Genomic DNA, 25,248 nt, shown 5'->3' on the forward strand with positions numbered 1-25,248 from the left:
ATTTAGGAACAAAGACTAAATTTTGTTTTAAGGACATATTATGCTAGCAAAAGAACGAAGAGATATTATTAAGCATATTTTAGATACAGAAAAAACAGTAACTGTAAAAAAATTAGCTACAGAATTAAAAGTTACAATGGAAACTATTAGAAGTGACTTAGAATATTTATCAAAAAAAAATTATGGGATAATAAAAGTTCATGGTGGGGCTTATAAAATAGACACTTTTGATAAATCTATTCCAATTCAATTAAGAGAACAAGTTATGGTTAAAGAAAAAGAAACTTTAGCTTCAATTGCAAGCAATTTTATCCATGATGGAGATATTTTAATGCTTGATTCAAGTTCTACTAGTTTCTGTATTGCTAAACAATTAAACAAAAAACAGATAAAAGCAACAGTTATTACCAATTCATTAACTATAATTAATCTTGTTTCAAACAATCCACTTATAAAGGTAATATGTCTTGGAGGAACTCTCATTAATAATTCAAATGCGTTTAGAGGAAATTTCACAATAGACTTATTAAAAAAACTTCATGCAGAAAAAGTTTTTCTAAGCCCTACCTCCATCTCTAAGGAATTTGGCCTAAGTCACGATAATGAAGTTGCAGCTCAAATAAGTTCTATAATGATAGATAATAGCGATATAGCTTTCTTATTAATCGATCATACTAAATTTGATAAATCAAGTTTAACTAAAATCGCTTCTTTTGATAAAATTAATTATCTAATTACAAATAGAAAACCAAATGACGAATGGTTAAATTTTTTAAAAGAAAAAAATATTAAATTAAAATATAAATAGGATTTTGATTTAATTTTTAAATTGTGGTAATATTAGGAATATAACAAAAAGGAAACAATATTTTTAATAAAACACGGGATACAAAAAATTGAAGACACAAAAAGAATGGGAAAATGAAAAAAAAGTAAAAACAATAAAACTTTTAACTAATCTTAATATAGATTTTTTCTTATTTTCTTTTCCTTACAATAACAAAGGCTGCAAGGTTGTAAATTCAAAAGGAGATCAAGGCTTTATTAAATTAATCGATGCTCTAAATTGTTCTTATAAAATTTACGATAGAGAAACAGTTAACCTTATTGCGTGTTATGATTCAATAGCCCAATTAATAAACGATAATTGGGTAATTGAATTTAATGAATAAAAACCTACTAAATTACTTTAATAATTATTTATAAGTTTTAAATAGCTAAAGCACTAAAAGTGCTTTAGTATTAGAAATTTAATTATTTAGTGTTTTATTTCTTCCAGAAAGATTTTGTGAATAATGCAAATACTGTATATAGTTCTAAGCGGCCCAAAAGCATTAAGAAAGCAAACATCCACTTCAAAGCAGGAGCGAAAGCTGAGAAATTCCCAGTTGGCCCTACAGAACCAAAACCAATTCCTATATTACCTAAACATAAAAAAGATGCAGAAAAAGCTGTAATCATATCACAACCAGAAAGGGCTGCGAAAGCTGATCCTATTAAACCTGTAGCTATATAAATAGCTATAAATCCACTTATAGAAATCAAGACATCATCACTTATTACATTTCTTCCAACTTTTACAGGAAATATTCCATTAGGATATATTCTTTGTTTAATGTGGACAATAGCTGCTTTAATTACAGTTGCAACACGAATTACTTTTATTCCACCACCTGCTGAACCTGCACAACCTCCAACAAAGAAAAGCAAAAGTAAAACCATTTGTGTAAAAGTTGGCCATAAACAATAATTAGCAGTTGCAAATCCAGTTGTTGTGATAATAGAAGCATTTTGGAAAGCACTATAACGTAAAGCAGTTCCAAAATCTGAATAAATTCCTTTACTGCTTAAAAATACTGCTATAACAAGTGTACATGTTCCCCAAATCAAAATGTATGCATGAAGTTCACCATCTCTAAATACTTGCTTTAATCTTCCATTAAGTGCCTTATAATATAAGGCAAAGTTTGCTCCACCTATAAGCATAAATATTGTAACAACGATTTCTACATAAGAAGAATTAAATGTTCCAATAGATGCATTTTTTACACAGAATCCAGCAGCAGCCATTGTCGAAAAAGTAACAGTTACAGCTTCATATAAATTTAATCCACCTAAACGTAATAAGATAACTTCTAGAATAGAAAATCCTACATAAATGCTCCACAATATCAAAGCTGTATTTTGGATTTTTGGAGTTAATTTATCTTTAACTGGACCAACAGATTCAGCTCCAACTAATTTATTACCACCTGAACCAACTCTTGGAATTAAAGCAACTAATAAAACAACAATTCCCATTCCTCCCAACCAGTTTGTAGCTGATCGCCAGAACAATATGGAAATAGGGTTATCTTCAATTTGAGTTAGCACAGTAGCACCTGTTGTGGTAAATCCACTCATTACCTCAAAATATGCACTAACATAATCTGGATAACTACCACTAACATATAAAGGAATAGCACTTACTGCTGCACCAATAATCCAAGTAAAAGTTACAAAGAAATACCCATCTCTTGTTCCAAGGTTAGTATTTTTTTCACCTTTAGTTGTGAAAAAAACAATAATAACAAATATTAATATGACACCAAACGAATATAAGAAACCAACTAAAGCCTGTTGTTCATTCTTTACATAAGCCATTACAGTCGGGATAATCATAAATAAAGCAATAAAAATTTGCATATAAGAGAGAAGCTTTAAATCTTGCTTGAAATTCATTAGTCCTGATCCTTAATAAATAACTGTTGAATATATTTAACACTACCTGAGCTAACACTAACTAGAACAGAATCGCCAGGATTTAAAACATAATCCCCAGTTGGAGTAATGTTTTTTGAATTTTTATTACTTATGGCCGCAATAATACCTTTTCCTTTCATATTAATATCAGAAAGTTTTTTACCACAAACCTTTGTGTTTTTCTCAACAGTATATTCATATACTTCAATAGAGCCACCTAGAATAGAATGAATACTAGACACATTACTTCCTCTAAGTTTACTCAATACAGTCTCAACAGTCGATTCTGTTGTAGAAATAATTGAATCTATTCCTAAATATGATTCCATACTTAAATAATTAATATTATGTCTAATTAAAGCCATAGATCTCACAATTCCCTTTTTCTTTGCATAAGTTGCAGTAATTAAATTTAATTCATCGCTTTCTGTTAAAGCGATTAATAAATCGTAATTAGTTAAATGAGAATCTGTTAATATAGAATCATCGGTAATATCAGCATTTAAAACAACAAGTTGTGGAAATTCATTTGCAAATTCATTACAAATATCTTTTCTCATTTCGATTAATATAATATTACTTAATTGTAACGTAGTGCATTGTCTTAAGAAAAACCTAGTTATCATAGATCCACCAACTAAAACAATTTTGAATTTATCCTTAGTCTTTTTTGAAACGTTAGTCATTAGAGATGATAAGTTTTTAGGTTTACCTACAATGGATAAAATATCATTTTGATGAATTATTGTACTACCATTTGGCACAATTGTTGTTCTATTATTTTTAATTGCAGCAACAACAAAGTTTTCTTTAGTCTGTTTTCTTATCTCTTGGATGCTTTTACCAATAAAATTTTTCGATTCATCAACTAAATAATTATATAATATTAAATCAGAATTATTAAATGTTATTATATTATTATAAATACCATTACTTACGATATTATATATTAATTTAGCTGTTACAATATTAGGATTAACAATTTCAGAAATTCCTAATAAAGAACCCATCCTTTCATTTTTACCACTCCAACCCAATTTCTTAATTGCTGCAATGGTTTTAACATTTGGGAATTGGCTTGCCACAAGGCCACAAGATACAATATTAATTTCATCGCTTCCTGTAACCGCAATAAAAACATCAGCTTCTGCACAATTAGCATGCCTTAGGATATCTATATCTGTTCCATTACCTAAAATCCCCATACAGTCAATTTTATAAAGGACGTTATCTAGACGAGTTCTATCTTTATCAATAAAAGTAATTTCTTCATCTTCTTTGCATAAATAATAAGCTAATCTTGTTCCCCGTCTTCCTGCACCTAGTATTATAATTTTCAAAAAAATATCCCCGTACTACTACAAATTAATTAAAAATAAAAATCATACCTATATTGTAAAGTATATTATGAAACTTCACAAATTCAAACGATACATTTACCCATAGTAACTCAAAGAAAAAGATAAGTCAAACTCATGAAAAACTATCAATAAGAAAACCTACATTTAATAATCTATAAATAAATTATTATATTAATCATCTCAAATTTTTATCTTAGTTTTTCAATTTTATCCAACATTTACTATAAGTTACAATTTATTTTTACTATTTAATTACTTACAATATAACAAGTTAATATTTTTATTATAAATTTGTATAATTATTTTTTATATTAGTGTTGACATAAGTTACAATATAACTTATAGTTAAATCATCTTAAAGGAAATTAAGAAAAACAAAAAAACTATTTATTTAAAGGATAAAATCAAATTATGAAAAAAATATTAACAATCTTAGCACTAGTAGCAATCGCAATGACATCAATGAGCGCAAAGTCAGCTCAAGTTCAATTAAATACTTCAATTGAAGAAACTGAAGTTTCTTATGATTTATATTATAACAACAATATCATTAACGAAGGTGATACAAAACAAATTGAAGTTGATCCATTAACAGAAGATGGTAAAACTGATTTCTTTACTATCAAAGCTTCTAGTAATAAAAATAGTGACTTAGCTGTTAAAGTATCTGTAACTCCTGAAACTTTTAAAACAACTATCAATGGTTCAACTGTTTTAGATTCAAACATTTTACCACAAGTTAATACTAAAATTTCATTAAGCTCTATATCAGCTGGTTTACACAAAGATCTTACAGTAAACTCTTTTAACTTAAGCTGGAGTGGTGATGAAAGTCTAACAGCTGGTGATTATACAAGTGATATTAAAGTTGAATACAGCATTCAATAATAGAAAAACACAACTAAAGTGATAAATACAATAAAAACCTCCTAAAAATACAGAGCAACTTAATAGTTGCTCTTTTTTTATGAGAGTATATTAGATTAAAAAAAAGGTAACCCAATTTCTAATTTTCCCTTTTAGAAATTGGGTTATGCAAGTTTTGTTAATATATTGTCTGTCTTTTTAATAAATCAATCTAAATTAAATAGCACTTATTGCTAATACATCAGCTGCTTGAGGAGAAACTAAGCTTCCACTTTGATCATAAAAGCCATAATCTACATTACTCATATTAGTCTTAACTGAAAAAGAAGAATCTGTTTCTTCAAAAGTTATTGTTTCAGGAACATAAGCTACAATGCGAACAGTCATTGACTTAGCAGTTAATGAAAACATTGTTGTTAATAAAACTAAAACTAATAAGATAAATGCTTTTCTCATTTCTTATGCTCCTTATATGTATAATATATGTAATAAGTTTGTAGAAGTCAACAGAAGTTTTACAAAACAAAGCTAAATAAATTAAAATAAAGCAAATTTTAAGCTTTATAACACAATAAATAAGTTATTTGTAACTAAAATAGCTATGTAATAAGTTTGGAGAAGTTGAATAAAACTGACCTATTTTTCCTAAGGTAAGCTTTAGGGCTTAATTATTAAAAAAAAATATAAAATTTATTAGATTTTCAGAAAAAAGCTACATCTTATGATCAAATATATTAATTGTTACAGTTATTTACATATAATAATTCTTTATAATATATAGACTTATATTTATTTTAAAATATTTATTAATTATTTTTTATATTAGTGTTGACATAAGTTACAATATAACTTATAGTTAAATCATCTTAAAGGAAATTAAGAAAACAAAAAAACTATTTATTTAAAGGATAAAAACAAATTATGAAAAAAATATTATCAATCTTAGCATTATCATTAATCGCAATCACTTCTATGAGCGCAAAGTCAGCTCAAGTACAATTAAACACTTCTGTAGATTCAACTCCAGTATCTTGTGAACTTTATTATAACAATGACAAAATTGAAGATAATACAACTGAATATGATATCTTTATTTCTAGATCCCTTACTGAAGGTGGACAAACTCAAGATTTTACTATCGTAGCTTCTAGTAATTTAAATAGTGATTTATCAGTTAATGTAGAAATAAAACCTGAAGCTTTTGAAACTACTTTAAATGGCTCAACTCCATATAAATCTAACATTACCCCTTCTGTAAATCAAATTAATTCAGTTTCAACTTTAAGTGCTGGTCTTAATAAAGATAAATTAGTTAATAAATTCAACCTTAGCTGGGGTGGTAACAAAGAACTTCCAGCTGGTGATTATGTAAGTAACGTAACAATCAATTACTCAATCAACTAATTAAAAAAATATATATACTCTCTCCAAATACAGGGCAACTTAATAGTTGCTCTTTTTTTGTCGATTTGCCTAATTTAAAAAAATATTTAGAATTCTAAATAATAACATTGACTTTAAACTCAATACTATTTATTTTTTATTTAGTTAGAATTCAAGACAATTTAAATAACAGGAATATTATGAACAACAAAATAAAGGCAAACAAAATTGCTAAATCAGCAAACATTTTACCAAAACTCATGCACTATTTTTCTTCTTCATTTAAACCTTCAATGGATACACCAATTAAAAAAAATGAAGTTAGAACTATTATTGAGATATACTTCCATCCTGGCTTACCAATGAAACACTATATAGATTCAGTAGACATGGAAAGTGGTTCTTTTACATACCTAGCCGATAAACTAGAAAAAAAAGAAATTATTATTAAAACTCCTTCTGAAAAAGATAAAAGAGAAATTTATTTATTTTTAACAAAAAAAGGTAAAATACTTGCTGAAAAGATGATGGATAAATTTGATTCACATATAAGTAATTTAATTGAAACTTTAAGTGATGAAGATTTAGAAATATTAGAAAATGCTATTCAATCTTTAGAAAAAATATATAACAAATTAAAATAAATCATGTTCTAGAATACGAGCATAAAACTTATAGACAAAACAAATGAACTAGAAACCAAATCGGTTGGGAAACTTTTAGCTTAATATTCAATACCTAGCACAATTGTTATGATTGTAAATACAATTTATAATGTTGTAGATAGAATTTTTATTGGACAATTTGCAGGAGAAGAAGCTCTTACTGGCTTAACAATTGCTTTCCTTGTAATGATGATGTTGGTAGCTTGTGCATATCTTGTGGGAACAGGTGGCGCTGCCTTATTATCTATAAATCTAGGCAAAAAAAGATATTCGAAGCACAAACCATGTATTTGGGAATATGTTAAGTGTTGGAATAATTATTACACTCACAACGGTATTAATTATGCATTTTAATCTTGACTCAGTATTAAAAATATTTGGAGCTACCGAAGATATCCTCACTTACTCTCCTAACTATTTAAAATTATTTTATATGGATTTATTTTTCAAATGATTTCATTCAACTTAAGTAGTTCGGTTAGATCTAAAAATCAACATATTTTATCGATGATATCAATGCTTGCTTCTGCGATAACTAACATTATTCTAGATTATATCTTCATTGTAAACTTTGGTTGGAGAATTAAAGGAGCTGCTTTAGCAACTATAATTGCATTACTAATTAGTTACAAAAAAGAAAACTCTAAAATATAGAATAAATATTGTTGCAGAAGCTTAAGTAAAATTATCTGTTATAATTTCGTGAATTTTTGATATTTATTTAGAACACTAATAAAAAAGGTTATAATTAACCATATTTGCTTGACATGTGAAAAATTACTACATTAGACTGAACATATACAGAAGAGAATATTTTATTCTCTAGAAACAAATTAGTAGATTATAAGTAAATGCTTATTTTCGAATTAAAGGATACAAAATGATAAAACTTGCCTTTATGGTAGACAAAAATTATATACTAGGCTCATCCACAAAAGAAGGGAATGACTTAAGATTCACCTTACTTCCAAAAGATGTTCTTCCTCAAATAGCACTTTGGGGAAAGGGTGATCACTATGTTGCAGGGAGAAAAAGCCTCCAATTTTATAAGGAGAATGTTTATAAAAAAGAGACAAACCTTTATATATTAACTAAAGATAAAAATTTAGATGTAAGTTCATACTCAAAAAATATTAAAGTAGTAACTTCTATAGATAAGTTGATAAATAAATACAAAGATTCAAATGAAGTATTAACAGTTATTGGAGGAAAGCAAATATTTATGGCTTTTCTTGACGCTTGTAAAGAAATTGCTGTTATAATGACTGATGAATTAGTCCCTGGAGATATTAAATTTGATGAATGGGCTAAGCTAGATCTTACGCTCATAAATGAAGAACGATTTGATGGTGGTTTTTCTAGACTATTTAAGAAAAACAAATAATAAGAAAAAAGATTGGTGCCTAAAAAGCACCAATCTAAATATATCACTCAAATTCTATATTATCATTATTTAATTTCAAAATCAGCAGTACCAGTAGTAATAAATTGGTATAAACTATTTAAACCACAGTAAACCATATCTTCTACAGCTTGGTCAGTGTAGAAAGCAAAGTGATTCGTTAATACAACATTATCAAGAGATTTTAAAATAGCGATATGATCATTATCAACACCTTTTAATCTACAATCTGAATGGAAAATTCCTTTTTCACTTTCTAAAACATCTAAACCGGCAGCACCAATTTTCTTAGATTTAAGACCTTCGATTAGGGCATCAGTATCAATTAATTCACCTCTAGCCGTATTGATAATCTTTACACCTTTTTTCATTTTAGCAATACTTTCTTTATTAATCATATGATAGGTACTATCAAAAAGAGGTGTATGTAGTGTGATGATATCTGAATTTTCTAAAAGGTAATCAAGATCTACATAGGTCATATATTTCTTAATCTCTTCATTTTGATACAAATCATATCCTATAATTTTACAACCAAAACCACTATAATTTTTAATTACAGCTCTTCCTATCCTACCTGTTCCAATTACTCCAACAGTCATATTTTTCATCTCATGTCCTTGGAGACCGGGAAGTGAAAAATCATTTGCTATATTTCTTTTTAAGCCTGTTAATACTTTACGATTTAACATTAATGCTAGCATTATTGCAAAATCTGCAACACAGTTTGGTGAATATTGAGCATTACTTATTTTAATACCTAAGCTTTTAGCTGCTTCAACATCTATGTTATTATAACCAGCACTTCTACTAGCCAAATATTTAATACCAAGATTAGCAAGAGCTTCTAAAACAGGTTTTGAACAATCGCAGTTACCTAATACTGTAACACCTAAGCTACCTTTTGCTTGTTCAACTACATCTAGTGAAAGTGAACTACTTACATGCTTTATATCTAAGTTTAATTTATCTTCAAATAAATCAAAACTAACTCTTTCATCAGGACGACTTGCAAAAGCCGTAATTTTAAATTTCTCAGCCATTTTTATATCCTTCTTATACTTCTACTGCGTAATCATCTGCGCTTAATATTTTTACAACTTTAAAGAATACATATTTAAAGACAAAGCCTAATACAATTGGTAATACAATAAATACGATAAGAGTAATAATCCAGTTTGAAGCACTGTAACCAACAATACCTAGGTGATTTAAAGGACCAATTAATCCACTAATACCAAAACCAGCACTCATTGGTGTTCCAACAATTCCTAAAATTCCGGCTAGAATACCTAATACTGCAGCGTTACAAAGTAGAGGAATAGACATTTTAGGATTCTTTAAGAAATTTGCCATATGTAATTTAGGAGAACCTAATACTGAAGCTAATGAAGTACCCCAACCATTCTTTTCGAAACCAGCAATAGCTAAACCGAATCCTGCTGCACATATACCTAAGTTAGCTGCACCACTTCCAATTCCAGAAAGTGAAATTGCCAAAGCAATACCAACTGTAGATATTGGGGAAATAATGATAATTGCAAAACTCATTGAAATTAATGCACCCATTAATATTGGTTGTAATGTTGTACACCAAGCGATGAATTGACCAACAGCACCTGTTATCATTGAAACGTAAGGAAGTGTGAATAAACCAAACAAACCACTGATTGCGATTGTTAGAGTTGGTACTAAAATCATTGTGTAACTTTTAAAACGATCATTAAACCATAGAAGAAGTAAAGCAGCTACTGCTGCAGTAAGACCTGCATTAATAACATCACCAAGTCCTGCAAGAACCATAGAACCTTCTACCATTTGTATTGCACCACTACCAATCATTGTAGAGATTGCAAGAGATACTGCATGTATCGGTTTCATTTTAAATTGTCCTGCTATACAAAGACCCATTGCAAAGGCAGCAAGCCTAGAAGCTATCCCTGTTATTAATACTATATAAGTTAAACCTAAAGCTTTACTTAGCTCCCCAAGGATTGCACTTGGAACAAGAGCTGCAACAATACCAATGCTCATTCCAGTTAATACTTTATTTGAAAATTCTTTAGCTTTCATAAATTCTCCTATGTGATAATTTTTTATCTATAAGGATAATAATATATACGAATAGTAATGTCAATGAATATTTTTTTAATTAAAATATTAGAATTCAGTTTATAGAGAATTATTATCCAATTACTCATATTATTTAATAATAATTGGATATTAATATATAAAATATGCTAAAATATGAAAAATATAATGACAATTTTCATATTAAATATCACATATATCTTTTACAAATTTAAGAAATTACGATAAAAATCCTCCAGATATATAAAAAATTATATAAAAAAATATCATTTTTTCGATTTTATGATAAAAAAAAATCACCAATTACCTTAGTAATCAATGATTTTATTTTAATAATATAAAAATTCTACTCTTTTGCTGCTTCTTCTACTTCTATTTGTTTTAAATATTTATAGAGTGTTGGTTGGGCAATATCCAAAACTTCACAAACTTTTGGAACAGCCTGTTTAACTTTGAAGACTCCTCTATTCCAAAGCCTAATTAAAACTTCCATTTTAGCAGCTTTGGTTTCTAAAGTATAAAAATCAGCATGTTTAACTTCTTCTAAAATTATACTTGTCATTATCTCTTCAATATCTGCAGCATTACTGTCACTATCATTTAGGTTGATATTTTTCTTTTCTTTTTCACTGAACATATGTTGTAAAAACGGTTGAATTTGGGCAAACCCTGTAATGTCTTGATTAACACAAATAACATATATCAACTTACCATCATCATCTCTAACCATTAAATTACTAGTTCTAATTAATTTATTAGATTCTGAAGTATTCAATCCACCTATAATTTTATCTGTATTATTATTCTCACATTTAGAATTTAACAACTGTAAAATAGCTGTTGCATTTATATCTCCAATTTTGCGATGAGAAATTGAATCTTCATTAATCCACTCTATTGCTCCATTTTTAGCATTGTGAAGCAAAACTTCCGACGTTGGGCCAAGTATTTTACTCATAAATTGGCACATTGAAATTAGAAAATCTTTTGAAATCATAAATGCAATTATAATAATGATATAATGTGAAAGCAAGTTGATTTGACTAAATATTTTTTTTAATTATAACTAATTGGAATTCTAAATCCATATAAACAAGCAACTATTATTGTTTTACTTGCTTAATTGTTGCTGCAAATAAACTATTTAGAGCTCCTAATATAGCTGAGATTGTAAATAGTGTTTCTATTCCAGCAACTTGCCAAATTAATCCACCTAGTAGAGCTATTACAATACTAATTAAATGATTTACAGAAATTCCTGTAGTAATTGTTTTTCCAAATTCTTCTTGATTTATTGATAATTCTCTACAATATACTAAAGAGGCCATACTACATAGAGAAAGAATTGCATCTAATACATAGTTAATGCTAACTACATAAAATGCTACTTTATGATTAAATAATAAATGAGCAAAACCATAGAAAAAACAAACAATAATTAGGATTAAAGTATCAGCAATCATTACTTTTTTATAACCAACTCTATCTATTATACGCCCAATAATTGGACCAAAAATAATGGACAACCCTGCAGTTATTGCAAACAATAAAGACATATAAGAGGCACTAGCTGAATAATTTAGAACCAATACAAAAGGTGCAAAAGTTAAAAATATTTGCTTTCTTGCTCCATAAAAAAAAGATAAAATATAATATTTGCTATACTTTTTATGGAAATAAATTTTTGGTCCAGTTTTTTTCTCTATATCTAATTCTGGAATTTTAGAAGTAAAAACATAAGCTACAATAGCAATTAACATTGCTATAAAATAAATAGTCTTATAACTTATAGCATTATCTCTTGAAAAACCTAAAGCTGCCATTATTATAAAAATAATTGGAACAATTAGAAATCCTAAAATATTTCCTAGAGATAGACTCCCCTGCATTATCCCAAGAGATTTACCACTCATATTACTTTTAGCCATTTCCACTGATAAACTTTGCCTAACTTGCATACTAATATGTTCTCCAAGGCTGTTCATAACTAAAAATATTACCACTACCCAAAAACTGGTTCCCAAAAATGTTAATCCTAAAAAACCAACAATTGATATAATTATTGCTGTTTGATAATTTTTCTTATCACTTTGTTTATGTAAATAAGCTAAAATAAATATTAAAAATAGACCTGGTAGTTCTCTAAAAAATTCAACTACACCTAATTGTATTTTGGAAATTTTAACAATATCTGCTAAATAATTATTCATCAATGCTTTCGCAATAGAATTTGTAATTCCAAAAAATATGACAGATAAAAGAAAAGGAAGAGCATCCACTTTTTCTTTATAAGTATTCTTGATCTCATTCTTGTTTAAAATTTGTTTGACTACCATGTAAATTCCAATTGTTATAACTTCTCTTAAAAGTATTGACTAAGAGATATATAGTCAATAGATATATATAACTTTGAAGTTTCAAATCTTTTTTTACATAAAAATAACCAAAGTAGTTATAATAGTTCTTATATCTACTTTGGCCTTTTTCTCAATTTAAAATTATTTAGTTAAAAGTTTTATTGTTTTATTTATGCTCTTTATGCTCTTGCTTTAAATCATTTATATTTTTTAGTGAATAAAGTAAATCTTCTCTTTTTTCTAAAATTCCTTTTTCAATCATTTTATCAACAACTTCATTTACTTTATTACTATCTTTATTAAGTAACTCTGCTAACTTTTCAACTGATAATCCTTCATTTTCTTCAACAGCTTTTAATACTTTTAATATTACGTGTTTTTTATCTTTTTTATGAGCTTTATTCTTTTCATCTTTTTTATGATTTTTATGATGTTCTTTATAATCTTGTTTTAGATCACTAGAATTTTTTAATGCATAAAGTAAATCTTCTCTTTTTTCTAAAATTCCTTTTTCAATCATTTTATCAACAACTTCATTTACTTTATCACTATCTTTATTAAGTAAATCTGTTAACTTTTCAACAGATAATCCTTCATTTTCTTCAACAGCTTTTAATACTTTTAATATTACGTGTTTTTTATCTTTTTTATGATCTTTGTTCTTTTCATCTTTTTTATGCTCTTTATGATGTTCTTTATAATCTTGTTTTAGATCACTAGAATTTTTTAGTGCATAAAGTAAATCTTCTCTTTTTTCTAAGATTCCTTTTTTAATCATCTTATCAACAACTTTATTTACTTTATTACTATCTTTATTAAGTAACTCTGCTAACTTTTCAACAGATAATCCTTCATTTTCTTCTACGACTTTTAATACTTTTAATAATACATGTTTTTTATCTTTCATAATACTTCTATTCCTTTCTAAATTTAATTCGATTTTTTCAAGAGTTTCTTTGAATTTTACTATTTCTTCATCACTAAGTCCTTCAAAATATGACTGTGTAAACTCTCTCATATGTTCGTTCATTTTATCTTTAACTTCAAAGGCTCTATCGGTAGCAACTAGTTTGTTTTTTCTGCGATCAACATCACTTTTTGACCTGATTATTAAACCTTTTTCCTCTAACTTTTTAACAGCCTTAGCTATGGTTGTTTTATCTAAATTTAAATTACTAGCTAATTCATCTTGGGTAAGATTTTTATTATTAATAATTTCTTTTAATATATTAATTTGACTTAAACCAATAGTTGAGTTTTCACTATTGCCACTTGTGGTAAATAGTTTTCTATTTAATCTGCGCATAATATTTAATACTTCACGTGTTTTATTTTCCATTTTTACTTTTCCTTTATTAATTGGCTTACCAACTAATTACAATATAATAATTTTTAGTTGGCTTGTCAACTAAAATACAATAAAAGCTTATATTTTTTTTAACATATAAATAATATTGTTAAATTTAATTTGTAAAGTTAGTTATTTAAAATACTTAATATAGTCTTCATAACCTTCATCAGCTAATTTATCGAAAGGAATAAATTTTAAAGAAGAGCCATTTATACAATACCTTAGACCTCCAGCTTCAGAAGGTCCATCGTTAAATACATGACCTAAATGAGAATCAGCTTTAGTAGACTTAACTTCTATTCTATCTAAATTATGAGATGTATCTTTATTATATTTTACGTTTTCCTTAAATATAGGTTTAGTAAAGCTAGGCCAACCACAACCACTATCAAATTTTTCTGTTGATAAAAATAAAGGCTCCCCTGATACTATATCTACATATAATCCTTTATCATGGCTATTATGGTACTTACTACTAAAAGGTGGCTCTGTGGCCGCATTTTGTGTTACTTCGTATTCAAGTTTACTTAATCGTTTCTTCAAAGAAGATTTGTCTTTTTCATATTCTTTATTCATTAATTTATACACTAAACCTTATATATATATTTAATTATTTAAAAAGAGCTTAAACTTCAGAAAATGAAACCTTAAGCTCTTATTTATTATTTTATTTTAAGTCAAACATAATTGATAAATCTATCTGCTCTTATTTTATTACAGAAGCTGTATAAATTTCGTTAATTGTTTTTAATAAAACATTATCAAATTCTTCTTGTGTTTGATTAACTGACAGATCAGATAGTAAAGCTCTAGAAAAACTTGCTATTAATTTCGGATTTTTTACTAATAATTCATCAGCTTCTTCTCTAGAATACCCACCAGATAAAGCAACTATTCTTAAAATCTTTGGATTTTTCATTAAAGAAGAATAAGCACCGGCTACTGATGGAATAGAGATTTTTAGCATAATATAGTCATTACTTTTTAATTTATCTACTTGGCTTTCGATTTCTTTAATCAACAGCTCTTCTGCTTCTTTTTTAGTTTCGCTATGAATGTTTACTTCAGGTTCTATTATAGGAACAAATCCTGCGTCTATTATTTTTTTACCGATTTCAAATTGCTGTTGTACAATCTTTTTAATTCCAATAGGATTAGCCTCATGTATAACAGACCTCATTTTTGTTCCAAAAATATGTCTTTCTTTTGCCTTTTCTAATAATTCTTCTAATCCTGGCATTGGTTTCATTAATTGGACATCGTCTTCTCTGTCAGCAAGTCCATTATCTACTTTTAAAATAGGGACTATTCCCTTTTTATCCCAAAGATAATCTCCTGTATAAAGACCATCAATTTGCCTTTCCATTGTGTTTTTAAACAATATTGCAGCTAAAATATGTTTAGATGTAAAAGATTTGCTAGTTATAATACGACTTCGCATATCTTGAACTAAATCAAACATCTCCTTATCATTTTTATATTGATTTTCATCAATACCATAAGCTTTTAATGCTTTAGGAGTACTTCCACCACTTTGATCTAATGCAGCTATAAAACCATCAGCATCCTTCATTCTCATAAATTGTTTTTGATTCATATTTTACCTCTTGTTATATAATAGAAAGTATTATTTATCTATTACTTACATATACAATAGTAATACTTTTAAAAAATTAGTCAATGCTAACAACAATCATTTAAAATAAAATACACAAAGTAAAGTGAATTATTTAAAACACTTAACTTAAAGAGAGCTTTTTAACTAAACTCCAAGGTACTAAACTCTTTATAGACAGAGTAAATAATTATACTTATTACACTAACTAAAATACATATAAGTCAAATATAAATTTGAATTATAAACTCTCAAACTTAGTATTTCAAAAGGCTAACTTTATAAACATTTTTTTATTAATTATTATGTAAATTCTTTTAGAAAAAATAATAATAATTAACTCAATATTGGCCTCTATCAATATTGACAGGGGGTTAATAACAGCAGTAGCCTTTTTTTATGAGCACATTTAAAATTAGAAAAATAACTGACTCTTTTCATCCCTCAAATAAAAATTCTATTGAACAAATATTTGAAATTTTAAGAAGTCATTTTTCTTCTGTAAAAGAAGATAAGATATCTGAAATCATTGAACAGATGAAAGATCCGTTAAAATATAAATTTTCATCTACAATTTTTGTAGCTGAAGATAGTCAAACAAATGTTAAAGGATTTGCTATTCTATTTTATATGCCTGACACAAATTTTTGCTACCTAGATTACTTAGCTGTAAAACCTGGTAGAACTTCTTCTGGAATTGGAGGAGCTATTTATGAAAGGATTAGAGAAGAAGCACAACTTTTAAACTCAATTGGTATATTTATGGAATGTTTACCTGATGATGAGGCTTTATGTAAAGATAAAAGTGAAATTAAACAAAACAAAGCTCGTCTTGCATTCTATGAAAGATATGGTGCTAGACCTATTATTAATACAAAATATGAGACTGTGGTAAATATAGAAGATGATTGCCCTCCATATCTTGTTTTTGATAATTTAGGTAATGATTATGATTTATCTGCTAAGTTTGCTAAAAAAATTGTTAGAGCTATTTTAGAAAGAAAATATCCTACTTTTTGTCCAGAAAAATATGTGAAAATGGTAGTAGCTTCGATTAAAGATGATCCGATACTATTAAGAGACTATAAGTATAGTAAGAAAAATCGAGTTGTAGAAAACCCAAAAGCAATCAAAAACAGAATTCCACTAATTGTAAATAACAAGCATGAAATTCACCATGTTAGAGAAAGAGGATATATTGAATCTCCTGTTAGAATCTCAAGTATTTTAAAAGAAATTACTAAACTTGAGTCTTTTAAGCTAACCCCTGCTAGAAGTTTTCCAGATAAGTTAATATTAGAGATACACAACACTAAATATTTTAATTATTTCAAAAAAATTTGTAGTTCTTTTCCTGAAGGAAAATCCATTTACCCATATGTCTTCCCAGTCAGAAATTTAACTCGCCCTCCTAATGATTTGTCAGTATTAGCTGGTTATTATTGTATAGATACTTTTACTCCTTTAAATAAAAATGCTTTTGTGGCATCAAGAGCTGCCGTAAATTGTGCTTTAACAGGGGCTAGCTTACTTCTCGAAGGACATCATAGTGCTTATGCTTTAGTTAGACCACCGGGTCATCATGCTGAAAAAAATGTTTTTGGTGGATTCTGTTATTTTAACAATGCTTCAATTGCTGCACATTTTCTTTCAAAATATGGGAAAATTGCTATACTTGATATCGATTACCATCACGGTAACGGCCATCAGCAAATTTTTTATTCTAGAAGTGATGTTTTAACCCTCTCCATTCACGGTAACCCTTCTTTTGCATACCCTTATTTCTCTGGATTTATAGAAGAAACTGGTAAAAATCAAGGCTTAGGGTTTAATCAAAATTATCCACTTAAAGAAAATGTAAATGGTGAAGAATATTTAAAAACGCTTCAAAAAGCCATAAAAAGAATTAAGAATTTTAACCCAGATTACCTGATTATTAGTCTTGGTCTAGATATAGCAAAGGGTGATCCAACTGGTACTTGGTCTCTCAAAGCTAATGATTTTAGAAATAATGGATTGGAAATTGGTAAATTACCTTATCCAATTTTATTTGTTCAAGAAGGTGGTTATAAAAATAGGACGTTAGGAATTAATGCTAGAAACTTCTTTGAAGGTTTTTTATCTTCAAGAATAAAATAATGTAAAAATATTTTTTTTAATCCTAAATTGTTAATATTATCATTTTTGGATATTTTTCAAATTTTATCGATTAGATTCATAAGGGAAAGAGATATATTTTCTTTTTTAGTTTTTAAATATAGCCAGTTTCGTATATGCAATTTTATTTATATTCTCTTCTTTTCTTATTCTATAAATATTAAAATTATTACATCTTTTAGTTTTCATAAACCCAAATGTGTGCTTCAACATATATATTGCTTAGTCAAAACAACAAATAACTCCTTACAATGTAAGGAGTCATTTCAATTTATTTTCTTATTCCCACTCAATTGTTCCAGGTGGTTTACTTGTTATATCATAGAGGACACGGTTAACCCCAGCAACTTCATTACAAATTCTTGATGCTGCATTTTGTAACACTTCTGGTGGCATTCTATACCAATCGGCTGTCATAGCATCTTCACTAGTCACAGCTCTGAGTGAACAAACTTCTCTATAAGTTCTCTCATCACCTTGAACACCAACACTCTTTACAGGGAGTAAACAAGCTAAAGCTTGCCAAATATCACCATATAAACCAGCTTTAGTTATTTCTTCAATGAAGATTGCATCTACATCTCTTAATGTATCTAGTCTTTCTTTAGTAATCTCACCAATACATCTAACACCAAGACCTGGACCTGGGAAAGGATGACGGTTTACCATATTTTCAGGAAGTCCTAGTTCTCTACCTAGCTCTCTAACTTCATCCTTAAATAAGTCTCTAAGAGGTTCTAATAAATCCCATTTGAGATCTTCAGGTAAGCCTCCAACATTATGGTGAGATTTAATTGTTGATGAAGGTCCACCAAATGCACTTTGAGATTCAACAACATCTGGATAAAGAGTCCCTTGTGCTAAGAAGGATATGTCGCCTGCTTTTCTAGCTTCACTATAAAAAGTATCAACAAATAATTTACCAATAATTTTTCTCTTTGCTTCTGGTTCACTAACACCTTTAAGAGCTTCTAAAAAGGCATCTTCAGCATCAGCGTACTGCAATCTTATAGAATAATTATCTCTAAATATTTTCTGAACATTTTCAGCTTCACCTTTTCTAAGTAAACCGTTATTAACGAATACACAGACTAATTGATCACCTATTGCTTTGTGAATTAATACTGCAGCTACTGATGAATCAACTCCGCCAGAAAGTCCACATAAAACTTGTTTGTCACCAACTTTTTCTCTGATCTGCTCAACTGCTTGATCTACAAAACTTGTCATGCTCCAAGTTTTTTCACATTTACAAATTTTAATAACAAAATTCTCTAGTAATTTAGTTCCTTCTAATGAATGAACTACTTCTGGATGGAATTGTACTCCATAAAAATTTTTAGCCTTATTTTCGACTGCTGTTATTGGACAGTTTTCTGTCGATGCTATAATTTCAAAGCCATTTGCTAATTGAGATACTGAATCTCCATGGCTCATCCAAACTTGAGATTTGTCACTAATTGAATCAAATAATAATGATTGTTTTACAATATCAATATTGGCAAGTCCATATTCTTTCTTTTCTGGACATGTTACTTGCCCACCATTTTGTTTCATCATTACTTGTAGTCCGTAACAAATACCTAAAATTGGAATACCTAATTTAAATATTTCACTATCTACCCTAGGAGAGCCTTCAGCAGATACTGAAGCTGGTCCACCTGAAAAAATTATCCCATCAGGATTTAACTCTTTTATCTCATCAATACTACAATTAAAAGGTAATATTTGAGAATATACACCAATTTCTCTAACTCTTCTTGCAATCAATTGGCTATATTGTGCGCCAAAATCTAATACAACTATCAAAAATGATTGTCCCTTCTGTTGCATTTCAACTCCCTACTCGATTTTTCTTTGGTTATTGTTATATTTATTCTGTATTATTTCAACAAATATTACTTATTATTTTCATTTTTTTTAAAAAAAGCGTTAGAATTTCTCTAACGCTCATAATCTTTAATAATTTAATATGCCTTGTACTGGCGGATAAGCTTTAACTACGGCCCGAGATAATGCATAACCTACTACAACCCCAACTCCTGCTTGTAAAAGATTTCCAGGAATTCCTGCAGCTGCGGCTGCAAAACCTAAACTCATAAAAATAGCAGAAAGTACAAAATATCCTCCTGCAACTATTATTATACCAAGGACCATTGCTAATAATATTTTATAAAAAGGAACTTTTACACCATTGCTAATATCTTTAGCACTTCTCTTAACTATCAAGGCAACAACAAGTCCTTCTACTCCATGTACAATAAATGATATTGGCGCCCATTGTGGGTAGCCTGATATTATATCTGCAATAGCAGTTCCAAGTCCTCCAGCTATAAATGCAGTTAAAGGGCTAAATGTAAATGCTATAAAACATATAGCCAAATCACAAAGGTTTAAATAACCTTTTGTTGGAGTTGGCACTTTAACAATAATTGTGAATACAACAACTAAAGCAGTAAGAACAGCAATTAATGATGTTTTTAGAGCCGAATTTGATTTTCTTTTCTCCATAACAATTAACCTCAAAAATTTTTAAATATGAGTAACAATATCACAAATAAGAATATAATAGCAATTGTCTGGAAAATAAAATACTTGTTTTTTGATAAGATATGATAATTGCTCCTTTTAATCTTTAGCCCATAGCCTCTTGCTTCTAAGGCCATTGCAAGAGAAGGTATTGTTTTTAATGATACTACTAAGGAACTTGTTAATGTTGGAAATATGTTTTTCAATTTCTTCTTTTTAGAATCTTCACTTCTTCTAAGACTATGTGAATCTGTGATTTGATTAAAAGCATCAAATATTGTAGGGATTGTTCTAAAAACTAATGATATTGTTAGACAAGTTTTATATGGTATAAAAAAAGCTTGTAAGGCTAACATGAACTCATTCATTTTTGTTGTTAAAAAAAGTAAAGAACATGCAAACGTTATTGAAAAGAACCTTAAACATAAAGTTAAACTATGAATCAAGCCTTCATAAGTTAATATTAATTTTTGTTTGTATATGATTAGAGGTGTACCAGATCTTTCATACAAAGGTGCGAATATTATTACTAAGATTATCATAGGTAATATGGCTTTAATTATATTATTTGAGTTTTTCTTTCCAACTGAATAATATGATAAAATTACTAAAAGAAAAGCGATGGTAACTAAGCCTGAAAAATAAATTGGAAGAAATACAAATACACAGGCTATTAATAAGGCAATTACTTTTGCCCTCGGATCTATCTTATATAAAAAGCCTCTTCCTTCTCTATATATTGTTGCACTACTCATAAAACTTCCTCAACTATTCCATCTTTGAATTTATAAGTTCTATCAGAGATGCTTTTTGCAAAATCATCATCATGAGTTATTATTACTAAGGCAGCACCTTTTTCGCTTAATTTATCTATTATATAGTAAGAAGATTGATAACTCATAGCTCCATCAATTTCATCTAAAATAATAAAAGGACGATCAAGTAAATAATATACTGCTGCTTGTAAATTCTTTCTTAAGGCAAAGCTCATCGTTGATGGAGTTTCTTCAAGATCTAGATTAAAGAGTTTTGCACAAGATTCAACTTTTGCTTTTATTTGAGAGGAAGTGAGGTTCCCCCTCGCTTCTAAGCCATAAGATAGTTCTTCCCTAACTGTTGGTAAAAAAATCTGTAAATCTGGATTTTGAAATAAATATGCAACTTTTGTTTGTAATATTTCTTTTGTTACAAGTTTATCATTTAATTTTAATTGCCCACTTAAAGGAGTATCTAGTCCACAAACTATCCTACTTAATGTCGATTTTCCACTTCCATTATTTCCTACAAGCCTTATAATCTCTCCTGTTTTAACAGAGAATTTTTCACACTGTAAACTAAATTTTAAAAATTTAGAACTTTCTCTAACTCTTTGAATTTTTAAATTTTTTATCGTTAATTCTTCTTTATTGATTTTTATATTCTTTTCTCTAAATGTAAGATCTTTTATTAATCTTGAATTAGAAAGATATGTATCAATCTTTTGATGAGTAAACATCGCTTTATAATCTTCAACTTCTTTTATGGTTCCATTTTTTAATACTAAAACTCTATCAAAAACATTTTCAAATTGATTCAAATATCTTGCACTTAAAACAATAAATGTATTTGTTTTCTCTTTAATTTGTTTAGCTAAAAAATCTCTATATTTTTTATCTAAATCATCAAAAGCTTCATCTAGTACAATTATCTTTGAATTTAGTGCAAAGGTTATTGCTAAAAGCAATCTTTTTCTCTCCCCGCCAGATAGTTCTGTAGGAGATACTTCTCTATATTTTTCTAAACCCCATTGTTTTAAAGATTGATTTACTATTTCTATAATTTTATTTCTTTCAATACCTAAGGTCTCAAAAGGAAAAGCTATTTCATTCTCGACTGTAGTTGTGATAAACATTTCTAACGGGTTTTGAGACACGTAACAAACTTTATCTACTAATTCAAATGGTTCACTTTCAAATAAATCATTATCAAATAGTTTTACAGACCCTTCAATTTCACTTGGTATAAATTTAGTTAATAAATTTGAGATTAGCCTAGCTAATGTAGTTTTACCTTCATCACTATCTGCTAAAATTAAAACTTTTTGATTTTCTTCTACTTGTAGATCAAGTGATTTAAAAGTATCCTCTAACTTTTTTTCAGTCCAACTTTTATATTTAAACCTTAAGTTATTAATATCGAGTGCTAACATTTTAAAATTTTGGGGTTGGAAGTTTCTCGTAAGTATCTTCTATCTGTTTTGAGACAAGTGTAGGTAATTCTTTTTGTTCTTCTTTAGTTAAATTTTTAGCACTTGTAGGTTTCAATACTTTTACATAAACATCATATTTATGAAAACCTTTTTTAGATTCAAAACCATTTCTAGTTCCTTGTATTACTAAAGGAACTATTATACTTTCGGCTCTAATAGCCATTTTATAACTACCAGCTTTCATCTGTCCCATCTTACCTGTTTTGCTTCGAGTTCCTTCAGGGAATATAATAACAGACTTACCTTCTTTTAATTCTTTTGTCCCATTTAATATAGCTTTGATAGATGATTTTGGGCTTTTTCTATCAAGTAAAATTGCTTCAATTCCCTTAGCAAAAGAGCCAACATATGGGGCTTTTAACACTTCAATTTTAGCAATTGGAGAAGCTTTTAATTTTAATTTTCCAACATACACACAAATATCAAGTAAACTTTGGTGGTTAGAAACATAGCAAACATTAGATTGATCTTTTGGTAAATTTTCTAATCCTTCTATATGTACTCGATAATTCAATAAAAACAAAGCAAATCTTGCTAATGAGGGGGCCCAAGCCCAATAAATTTTTTTAGAAGCTTTCTTAAAACCTAATAGTCTAATAAAATTAGCAGGGAGCACACAAAGTAATGTGGAAATTACAACTCCAATCGCAAATAAAATTAATGCAAAAAAATAATGTACATATTTCATAATTTATACCAGTCTCTATTTATTAATATAATCAAAAAATAATCTATCTAAGAAAGTAGAACAAGACTATTTTTTATAAATCTTAGAAAAAAGCTTTTTAAAGAAACTCTTTTTCTCTTCTTGTTTAACAGTTTGAGGCATTTTTGTGTGTTTCTTTACATATGTTTCTTTTTTCTCTAAATCAATTTTTGCAGGACGTTGGCCCTTCTCTAATGGTGCATTAGGAAGTTTTGTAGGATTTGGTTTCTTCTTAATTTGTGTTCCACCATACTGTTCTTTATAATAATTTAATCTTTCTTCTAAAGATAAATGTTGTATTTCATTATATGATTTTCTATTTTTTTGTGGATAAGTTTTATTTTGATTATATGATTTTTTTTGTTGAGGTTTTTTTGTGGTAGCAGAAGTCTTATTAACCCTAGGTTTTTGAGGATTTTTGGTAAAGTCCTTTTTCTTTTTATTGTCTCTTGTTTTAGGATATCTTGAAGATGAATTTTTGCCTTTTTTTGAAGCATATTCTTTTTCACTTACTAAATCCCTAAATTTTAAATCTTTACTTTTATCTTCAATCTCTAAGAATTTATCATCATCTATCCATTTAACAGGGATTTTCATTTCAATATATTTTTCAATTGGCTCAAGTCCATATATATATTCTTCACAAGCTAAAGTTATTGCTTTACCTGTCTTACCAGCTCTAGCAGTTCGACCTATTCTATGAACATAATTTTCAAAATCTTCTGGGATATCATAATTTATTACAAGTTCTAAATCATCGATTTGTAAGCCTCTAGCTGCAACATCTGTAGCTACTAGGTATTTTATTTTCCCTTCTTTCATTCTATTGATAGTACTTAATCTTTTTGATTGACTTAAATCTCCCATTAAATACTTTGTTGGATAACCATTTATAGTAAGTCGTTTTGCAACTTCAATTGCTTTAGCTTTAGTATTGGTAAAGATTAAAGCATTTGTACTATTTTCTTGTTTCATTAGATATAAAAAAAGTTGAAACTTTTCGTCTTTTGCTACGTGATATAACTCTTGCTGAATTTTATCAACACAAATTTCTTCAGGTTCAACTTCTATTTCAACTGGTTCACTCATATAAGACCAAGCTAAATTTCTAACTCTAACACTTAAAGTTGCAGAAAATAACATTGTTTGTAAATTTTTCTTGGCTTTAAGTAGAGAGAACATTTTTTGAACATCTGGGTAAAATCCCATATCGAACATTCTATCAGCTTCATCTAATACAAAAATGTCAAATTGTTTAAAATTTATTTTCTTTGTTTTTTGAAAATCTAATAGTCGCCCTGGAGTTCCAACAAAAATATCGCAATTTTTTAGAGATTTTTCTTGTTTTTCATAACCAACACCACCATAAAAGACTCCAATATTTATGTCTAAATTAGAGGATAATAACTTGGCATCTTGCTCAATTTGTACAGCTAACTCTCTAGTTGGAGCCACTATCAATGCTTTTGGTAAAGCTTCTTTCTTATCTATAGCGATTGCAATTCGTTGCAATATTGTTAATAAATAAACTGCGGTCTTCCCAGAACCTGTTTTTGATTGTACCATCAAATCTTTATTTTCTAAACTTATTGGTAATACTTTTTCTTGAACTTTAGTACATTCACTAAAGTTAGCATTTTCTATACCTTTTAGCACATTTTCATGGAAAGGTAATTGTGTAAATTTCATGTATATTTTCACCTTAATTAGGATTTATTTCTTCAAATCTTTTTAAGGATAATATAAATTTGGTATTATTACAAGAATGCCATAT

26 protein-coding genes are annotated in these 25,248 nt (G+C 28.1%); 10 read left to right on the top strand and 16 right to left on the bottom strand.

Going from position 1 to position 25,248, the window contains the following annotated elements; genetic code table 11:
- Window positions 1-40: 40 nt before the first annotated feature.
- Entirely contained in the window at window positions 41-808 is a 768-nt protein-coding gene (locus tag ACZ5SO_RS09660) for a DeoR/GlpR family DNA-binding transcription regulator (protein ID WP_464624260.1), read from the top strand.
- An 88-nt stretch (window positions 809-896) separates the two neighbouring features.
- Window positions 897-1,172, top strand: a complete 276-nt coding sequence (locus tag ACZ5SO_RS09665; RefSeq protein ID WP_464624261.1) for a hypothetical protein — start codon at window positions 897-899, stop codon at window positions 1,170-1,172.
- A 94-nt stretch (window positions 1,173-1,266) separates the two neighbouring features.
- On the opposite strand, the gene ACZ5SO_RS09670 is transcribed toward ACZ5SO_RS09665, so the two are convergent.
- Together ACZ5SO_RS09670 and trkA are read right to left on the bottom strand one after the other, a co-directional pair.
- Window positions 1,267-2,721: a TrkH family potassium uptake protein gene (locus ACZ5SO_RS09670; protein ID WP_464624262.1), complete on the bottom strand. Its 1,455-nt coding sequence runs from the start codon at window positions 2,719-2,721 to the stop codon at window positions 1,267-1,269.
- Window positions 2,721-4,082, bottom strand: coding sequence for a Trk system potassium transporter TrkA (trkA, locus tag ACZ5SO_RS09675; protein WP_464624263.1), 1,362 nt, complete (start codon window positions 4,080-4,082; stop codon window positions 2,721-2,723). Before trkA ends, ACZ5SO_RS09670 begins: the two co-directional genes overlap by 1 nt.
- A 432-nt stretch (window positions 4,083-4,514) precedes the next feature.
- Here trkA and ACZ5SO_RS09680 point away from each other — a divergent pair, with 432 nt between their 5' ends.
- A complete protein-coding gene (locus tag ACZ5SO_RS09680) occupies window positions 4,515-4,991 on the top strand; it encodes a hypothetical protein (RefSeq protein ID WP_464624265.1) in 477 nt (158 codons plus the stop codon).
- 195 nt (window positions 4,992-5,186) lie between these two features.
- Here ACZ5SO_RS09680 and ACZ5SO_RS09685 read toward each other — a convergent pair whose 3' ends face one another.
- Window positions 5,187-5,426 carry a hypothetical protein gene (locus ACZ5SO_RS09685; protein ID WP_464624267.1) on the bottom strand — a complete coding sequence of 80 codons (240 nt, stop codon included), beginning with the start codon at window positions 5,424-5,426 and terminating at the stop codon, window positions 5,187-5,189.
- Window positions 5,427-5,891: 465 nt separating this feature from the next.
- On the opposite strand from ACZ5SO_RS09685, the gene ACZ5SO_RS09690 reads away from it, so the two are divergent.
- The 6 genes from ACZ5SO_RS09690 (at window position 5,892) to ACZ5SO_RS09715 (ending at window position 8,402) form a co-directional block, all read left to right on the top strand.
- On the top strand, window positions 5,892-6,374 hold the full coding sequence (locus ACZ5SO_RS09690; protein WP_464624269.1) for a hypothetical protein: 483 nt from the start codon (window positions 5,892-5,894) through the stop codon (window positions 6,372-6,374).
- A gap of 179 nt (window positions 6,375-6,553) precedes the next feature.
- On the top strand, window positions 6,554-6,997 hold the full coding sequence (locus ACZ5SO_RS09695; RefSeq protein ID WP_464624271.1) for a MarR family winged helix-turn-helix transcriptional regulator: 444 nt from the start codon (window positions 6,554-6,556) through the stop codon (window positions 6,995-6,997).
- A 102-nt stretch (window positions 6,998-7,099) separates the two neighbouring features.
- Entirely contained in the window at window positions 7,100-7,372 is a 273-nt protein-coding gene (locus ACZ5SO_RS09700; RefSeq protein WP_464627846.1) for an MATE family efflux transporter, read from the top strand.
- On the top strand, window positions 7,317-7,472 hold the full coding sequence (locus tag ACZ5SO_RS09705; RefSeq protein ID WP_464624273.1) for a hypothetical protein: 156 nt from the start codon (window positions 7,317-7,319) through the stop codon (window positions 7,470-7,472). Before ACZ5SO_RS09700 ends, ACZ5SO_RS09705 begins: the two co-directional genes overlap by 56 nt.
- On the top strand, window positions 7,469-7,672 hold the full coding sequence (locus ACZ5SO_RS09710; protein ID WP_464624274.1) for a hypothetical protein: 204 nt from the start codon (window positions 7,469-7,471) through the stop codon (window positions 7,670-7,672). The genes ACZ5SO_RS09705 and ACZ5SO_RS09710 overlap by 4 nt, the downstream gene beginning before the upstream one ends.
- 226 nt (window positions 7,673-7,898) lie before the next feature.
- Window positions 7,899-8,402: a dihydrofolate reductase gene (locus ACZ5SO_RS09715; protein WP_464624276.1), complete on the top strand. Its 504-nt coding sequence runs from the start codon at window positions 7,899-7,901 to the stop codon at window positions 8,400-8,402.
- A 65-nt stretch (window positions 8,403-8,467) separates the two neighbouring features.
- Here the strand turns inward: ACZ5SO_RS09715 and ACZ5SO_RS09720 are convergent, their stop codons facing one another.
- The 7 genes from ACZ5SO_RS09720 to ACZ5SO_RS09750 form a co-directional block, all read right to left on the bottom strand.
- Window positions 8,468-9,463: a D-isomer specific 2-hydroxyacid dehydrogenase family protein gene (locus ACZ5SO_RS09720; RefSeq protein WP_464624278.1), complete on the bottom strand. Its 996-nt coding sequence runs from the start codon at window positions 9,461-9,463 to the stop codon at window positions 8,468-8,470.
- A 13-nt stretch (window positions 9,464-9,476) separates the two neighbouring features.
- Window positions 9,477-10,493, bottom strand: a complete 1,017-nt coding sequence (locus tag ACZ5SO_RS09725) for a PTS sugar transporter subunit IIC (RefSeq protein WP_464624280.1) — start codon at window positions 10,491-10,493, stop codon at window positions 9,477-9,479.
- Between the two features lie 364 nt (window positions 10,494-10,857).
- A complete protein-coding gene (locus ACZ5SO_RS09730; RefSeq protein ID WP_464624281.1) occupies window positions 10,858-11,508 on the bottom strand; it encodes a PAS domain-containing protein in 651 nt (216 codons plus the stop codon).
- A 106-nt stretch (window positions 11,509-11,614) separates the two neighbouring features.
- The gene (locus ACZ5SO_RS09735; protein WP_464624283.1) at window positions 11,615-12,847 is read right to left on the bottom strand and encodes an MFS transporter; all 1,233 of its coding nucleotides are present in this window, start codon (window positions 12,845-12,847) and stop codon (window positions 11,615-11,617) included.
- A 187-nt stretch (window positions 12,848-13,034) separates the two neighbouring features.
- Window positions 13,035-14,207, bottom strand: coding sequence for a MarR family winged helix-turn-helix transcriptional regulator (locus tag ACZ5SO_RS09740; RefSeq protein ID WP_464624284.1), 1,173 nt, complete (start codon window positions 14,205-14,207; stop codon window positions 13,035-13,037).
- 141 nt (window positions 14,208-14,348) lie between these two features.
- Window positions 14,349-14,795 (bottom strand): peptide-methionine (R)-S-oxide reductase MsrB, encoded by a 447-nt coding sequence (msrB, locus tag ACZ5SO_RS09745; protein WP_464624285.1) that lies wholly within the window; start codon window positions 14,793-14,795, stop codon window positions 14,349-14,351.
- 130 nt (window positions 14,796-14,925) lie between these two features.
- Window positions 14,926-15,816, bottom strand: a complete 891-nt coding sequence (locus tag ACZ5SO_RS09750; protein ID WP_464624286.1) for a fructose bisphosphate aldolase — start codon at window positions 15,814-15,816, stop codon at window positions 14,926-14,928.
- 417 nt (window positions 15,817-16,233) lie between these two features.
- Between ACZ5SO_RS09750 and ACZ5SO_RS09755 the strand changes: the two genes are divergently transcribed.
- Complete coding sequence (locus ACZ5SO_RS09755; protein WP_464624287.1) at window positions 16,234-17,973, top strand: GNAT family N-acetyltransferase; 1,740 nt, start codon at window positions 16,234-16,236, stop codon at window positions 17,971-17,973.
- A gap of 297 nt (window positions 17,974-18,270) precedes the next feature.
- Here ACZ5SO_RS09755 and guaA read toward each other — a convergent pair whose 3' ends face one another.
- The 6 genes from guaA to ACZ5SO_RS09785 form a co-directional block, all read right to left on the bottom strand.
- Window positions 18,271-19,824 carry a glutamine-hydrolyzing GMP synthase gene (guaA, locus tag ACZ5SO_RS09760; protein ID WP_464624288.1) on the bottom strand — a complete coding sequence of 518 codons (1,554 nt, stop codon included), beginning with the start codon at window positions 19,822-19,824 and terminating at the stop codon, window positions 18,271-18,273.
- A 126-nt stretch (window positions 19,825-19,950) separates the two neighbouring features.
- Window positions 19,951-20,502 (bottom strand): ECF transporter S component, encoded by a 552-nt coding sequence (locus tag ACZ5SO_RS09765; RefSeq protein WP_464624289.1) that lies wholly within the window; start codon window positions 20,500-20,502, stop codon window positions 19,951-19,953.
- 11 nt (window positions 20,503-20,513) lie between these two features.
- On the bottom strand, window positions 20,514-21,275 hold the full coding sequence (locus ACZ5SO_RS09770) for an energy-coupling factor transporter transmembrane component T family protein (protein WP_464624290.1): 762 nt from the start codon (window positions 21,273-21,275) through the stop codon (window positions 20,514-20,516).
- On the bottom strand, window positions 21,272-22,708 hold the full coding sequence (locus ACZ5SO_RS09775; protein ID WP_464624291.1) for an ATP-binding cassette domain-containing protein: 1,437 nt from the start codon (window positions 22,706-22,708) through the stop codon (window positions 21,272-21,274). Before ACZ5SO_RS09775 ends, ACZ5SO_RS09770 begins: the two co-directional genes overlap by 4 nt.
- A 1-nt stretch (window position 22,709) precedes the next feature.
- Window positions 22,710-23,456: a lysophospholipid acyltransferase family protein gene (locus tag ACZ5SO_RS09780; protein ID WP_464624292.1), complete on the bottom strand. Its 747-nt coding sequence runs from the start codon at window positions 23,454-23,456 to the stop codon at window positions 22,710-22,712.
- 66 nt (window positions 23,457-23,522) lie between these two features.
- A complete protein-coding gene (locus ACZ5SO_RS09785; RefSeq protein WP_464624293.1) occupies window positions 23,523-25,163 on the bottom strand; it encodes a DEAD/DEAH box helicase in 1,641 nt (546 codons plus the stop codon).
- Window positions 25,164-25,248 lie beyond the last annotated feature (85 nt).

Source organism: Pleomorphochaeta naphthae, assembly GCF_055396005.1.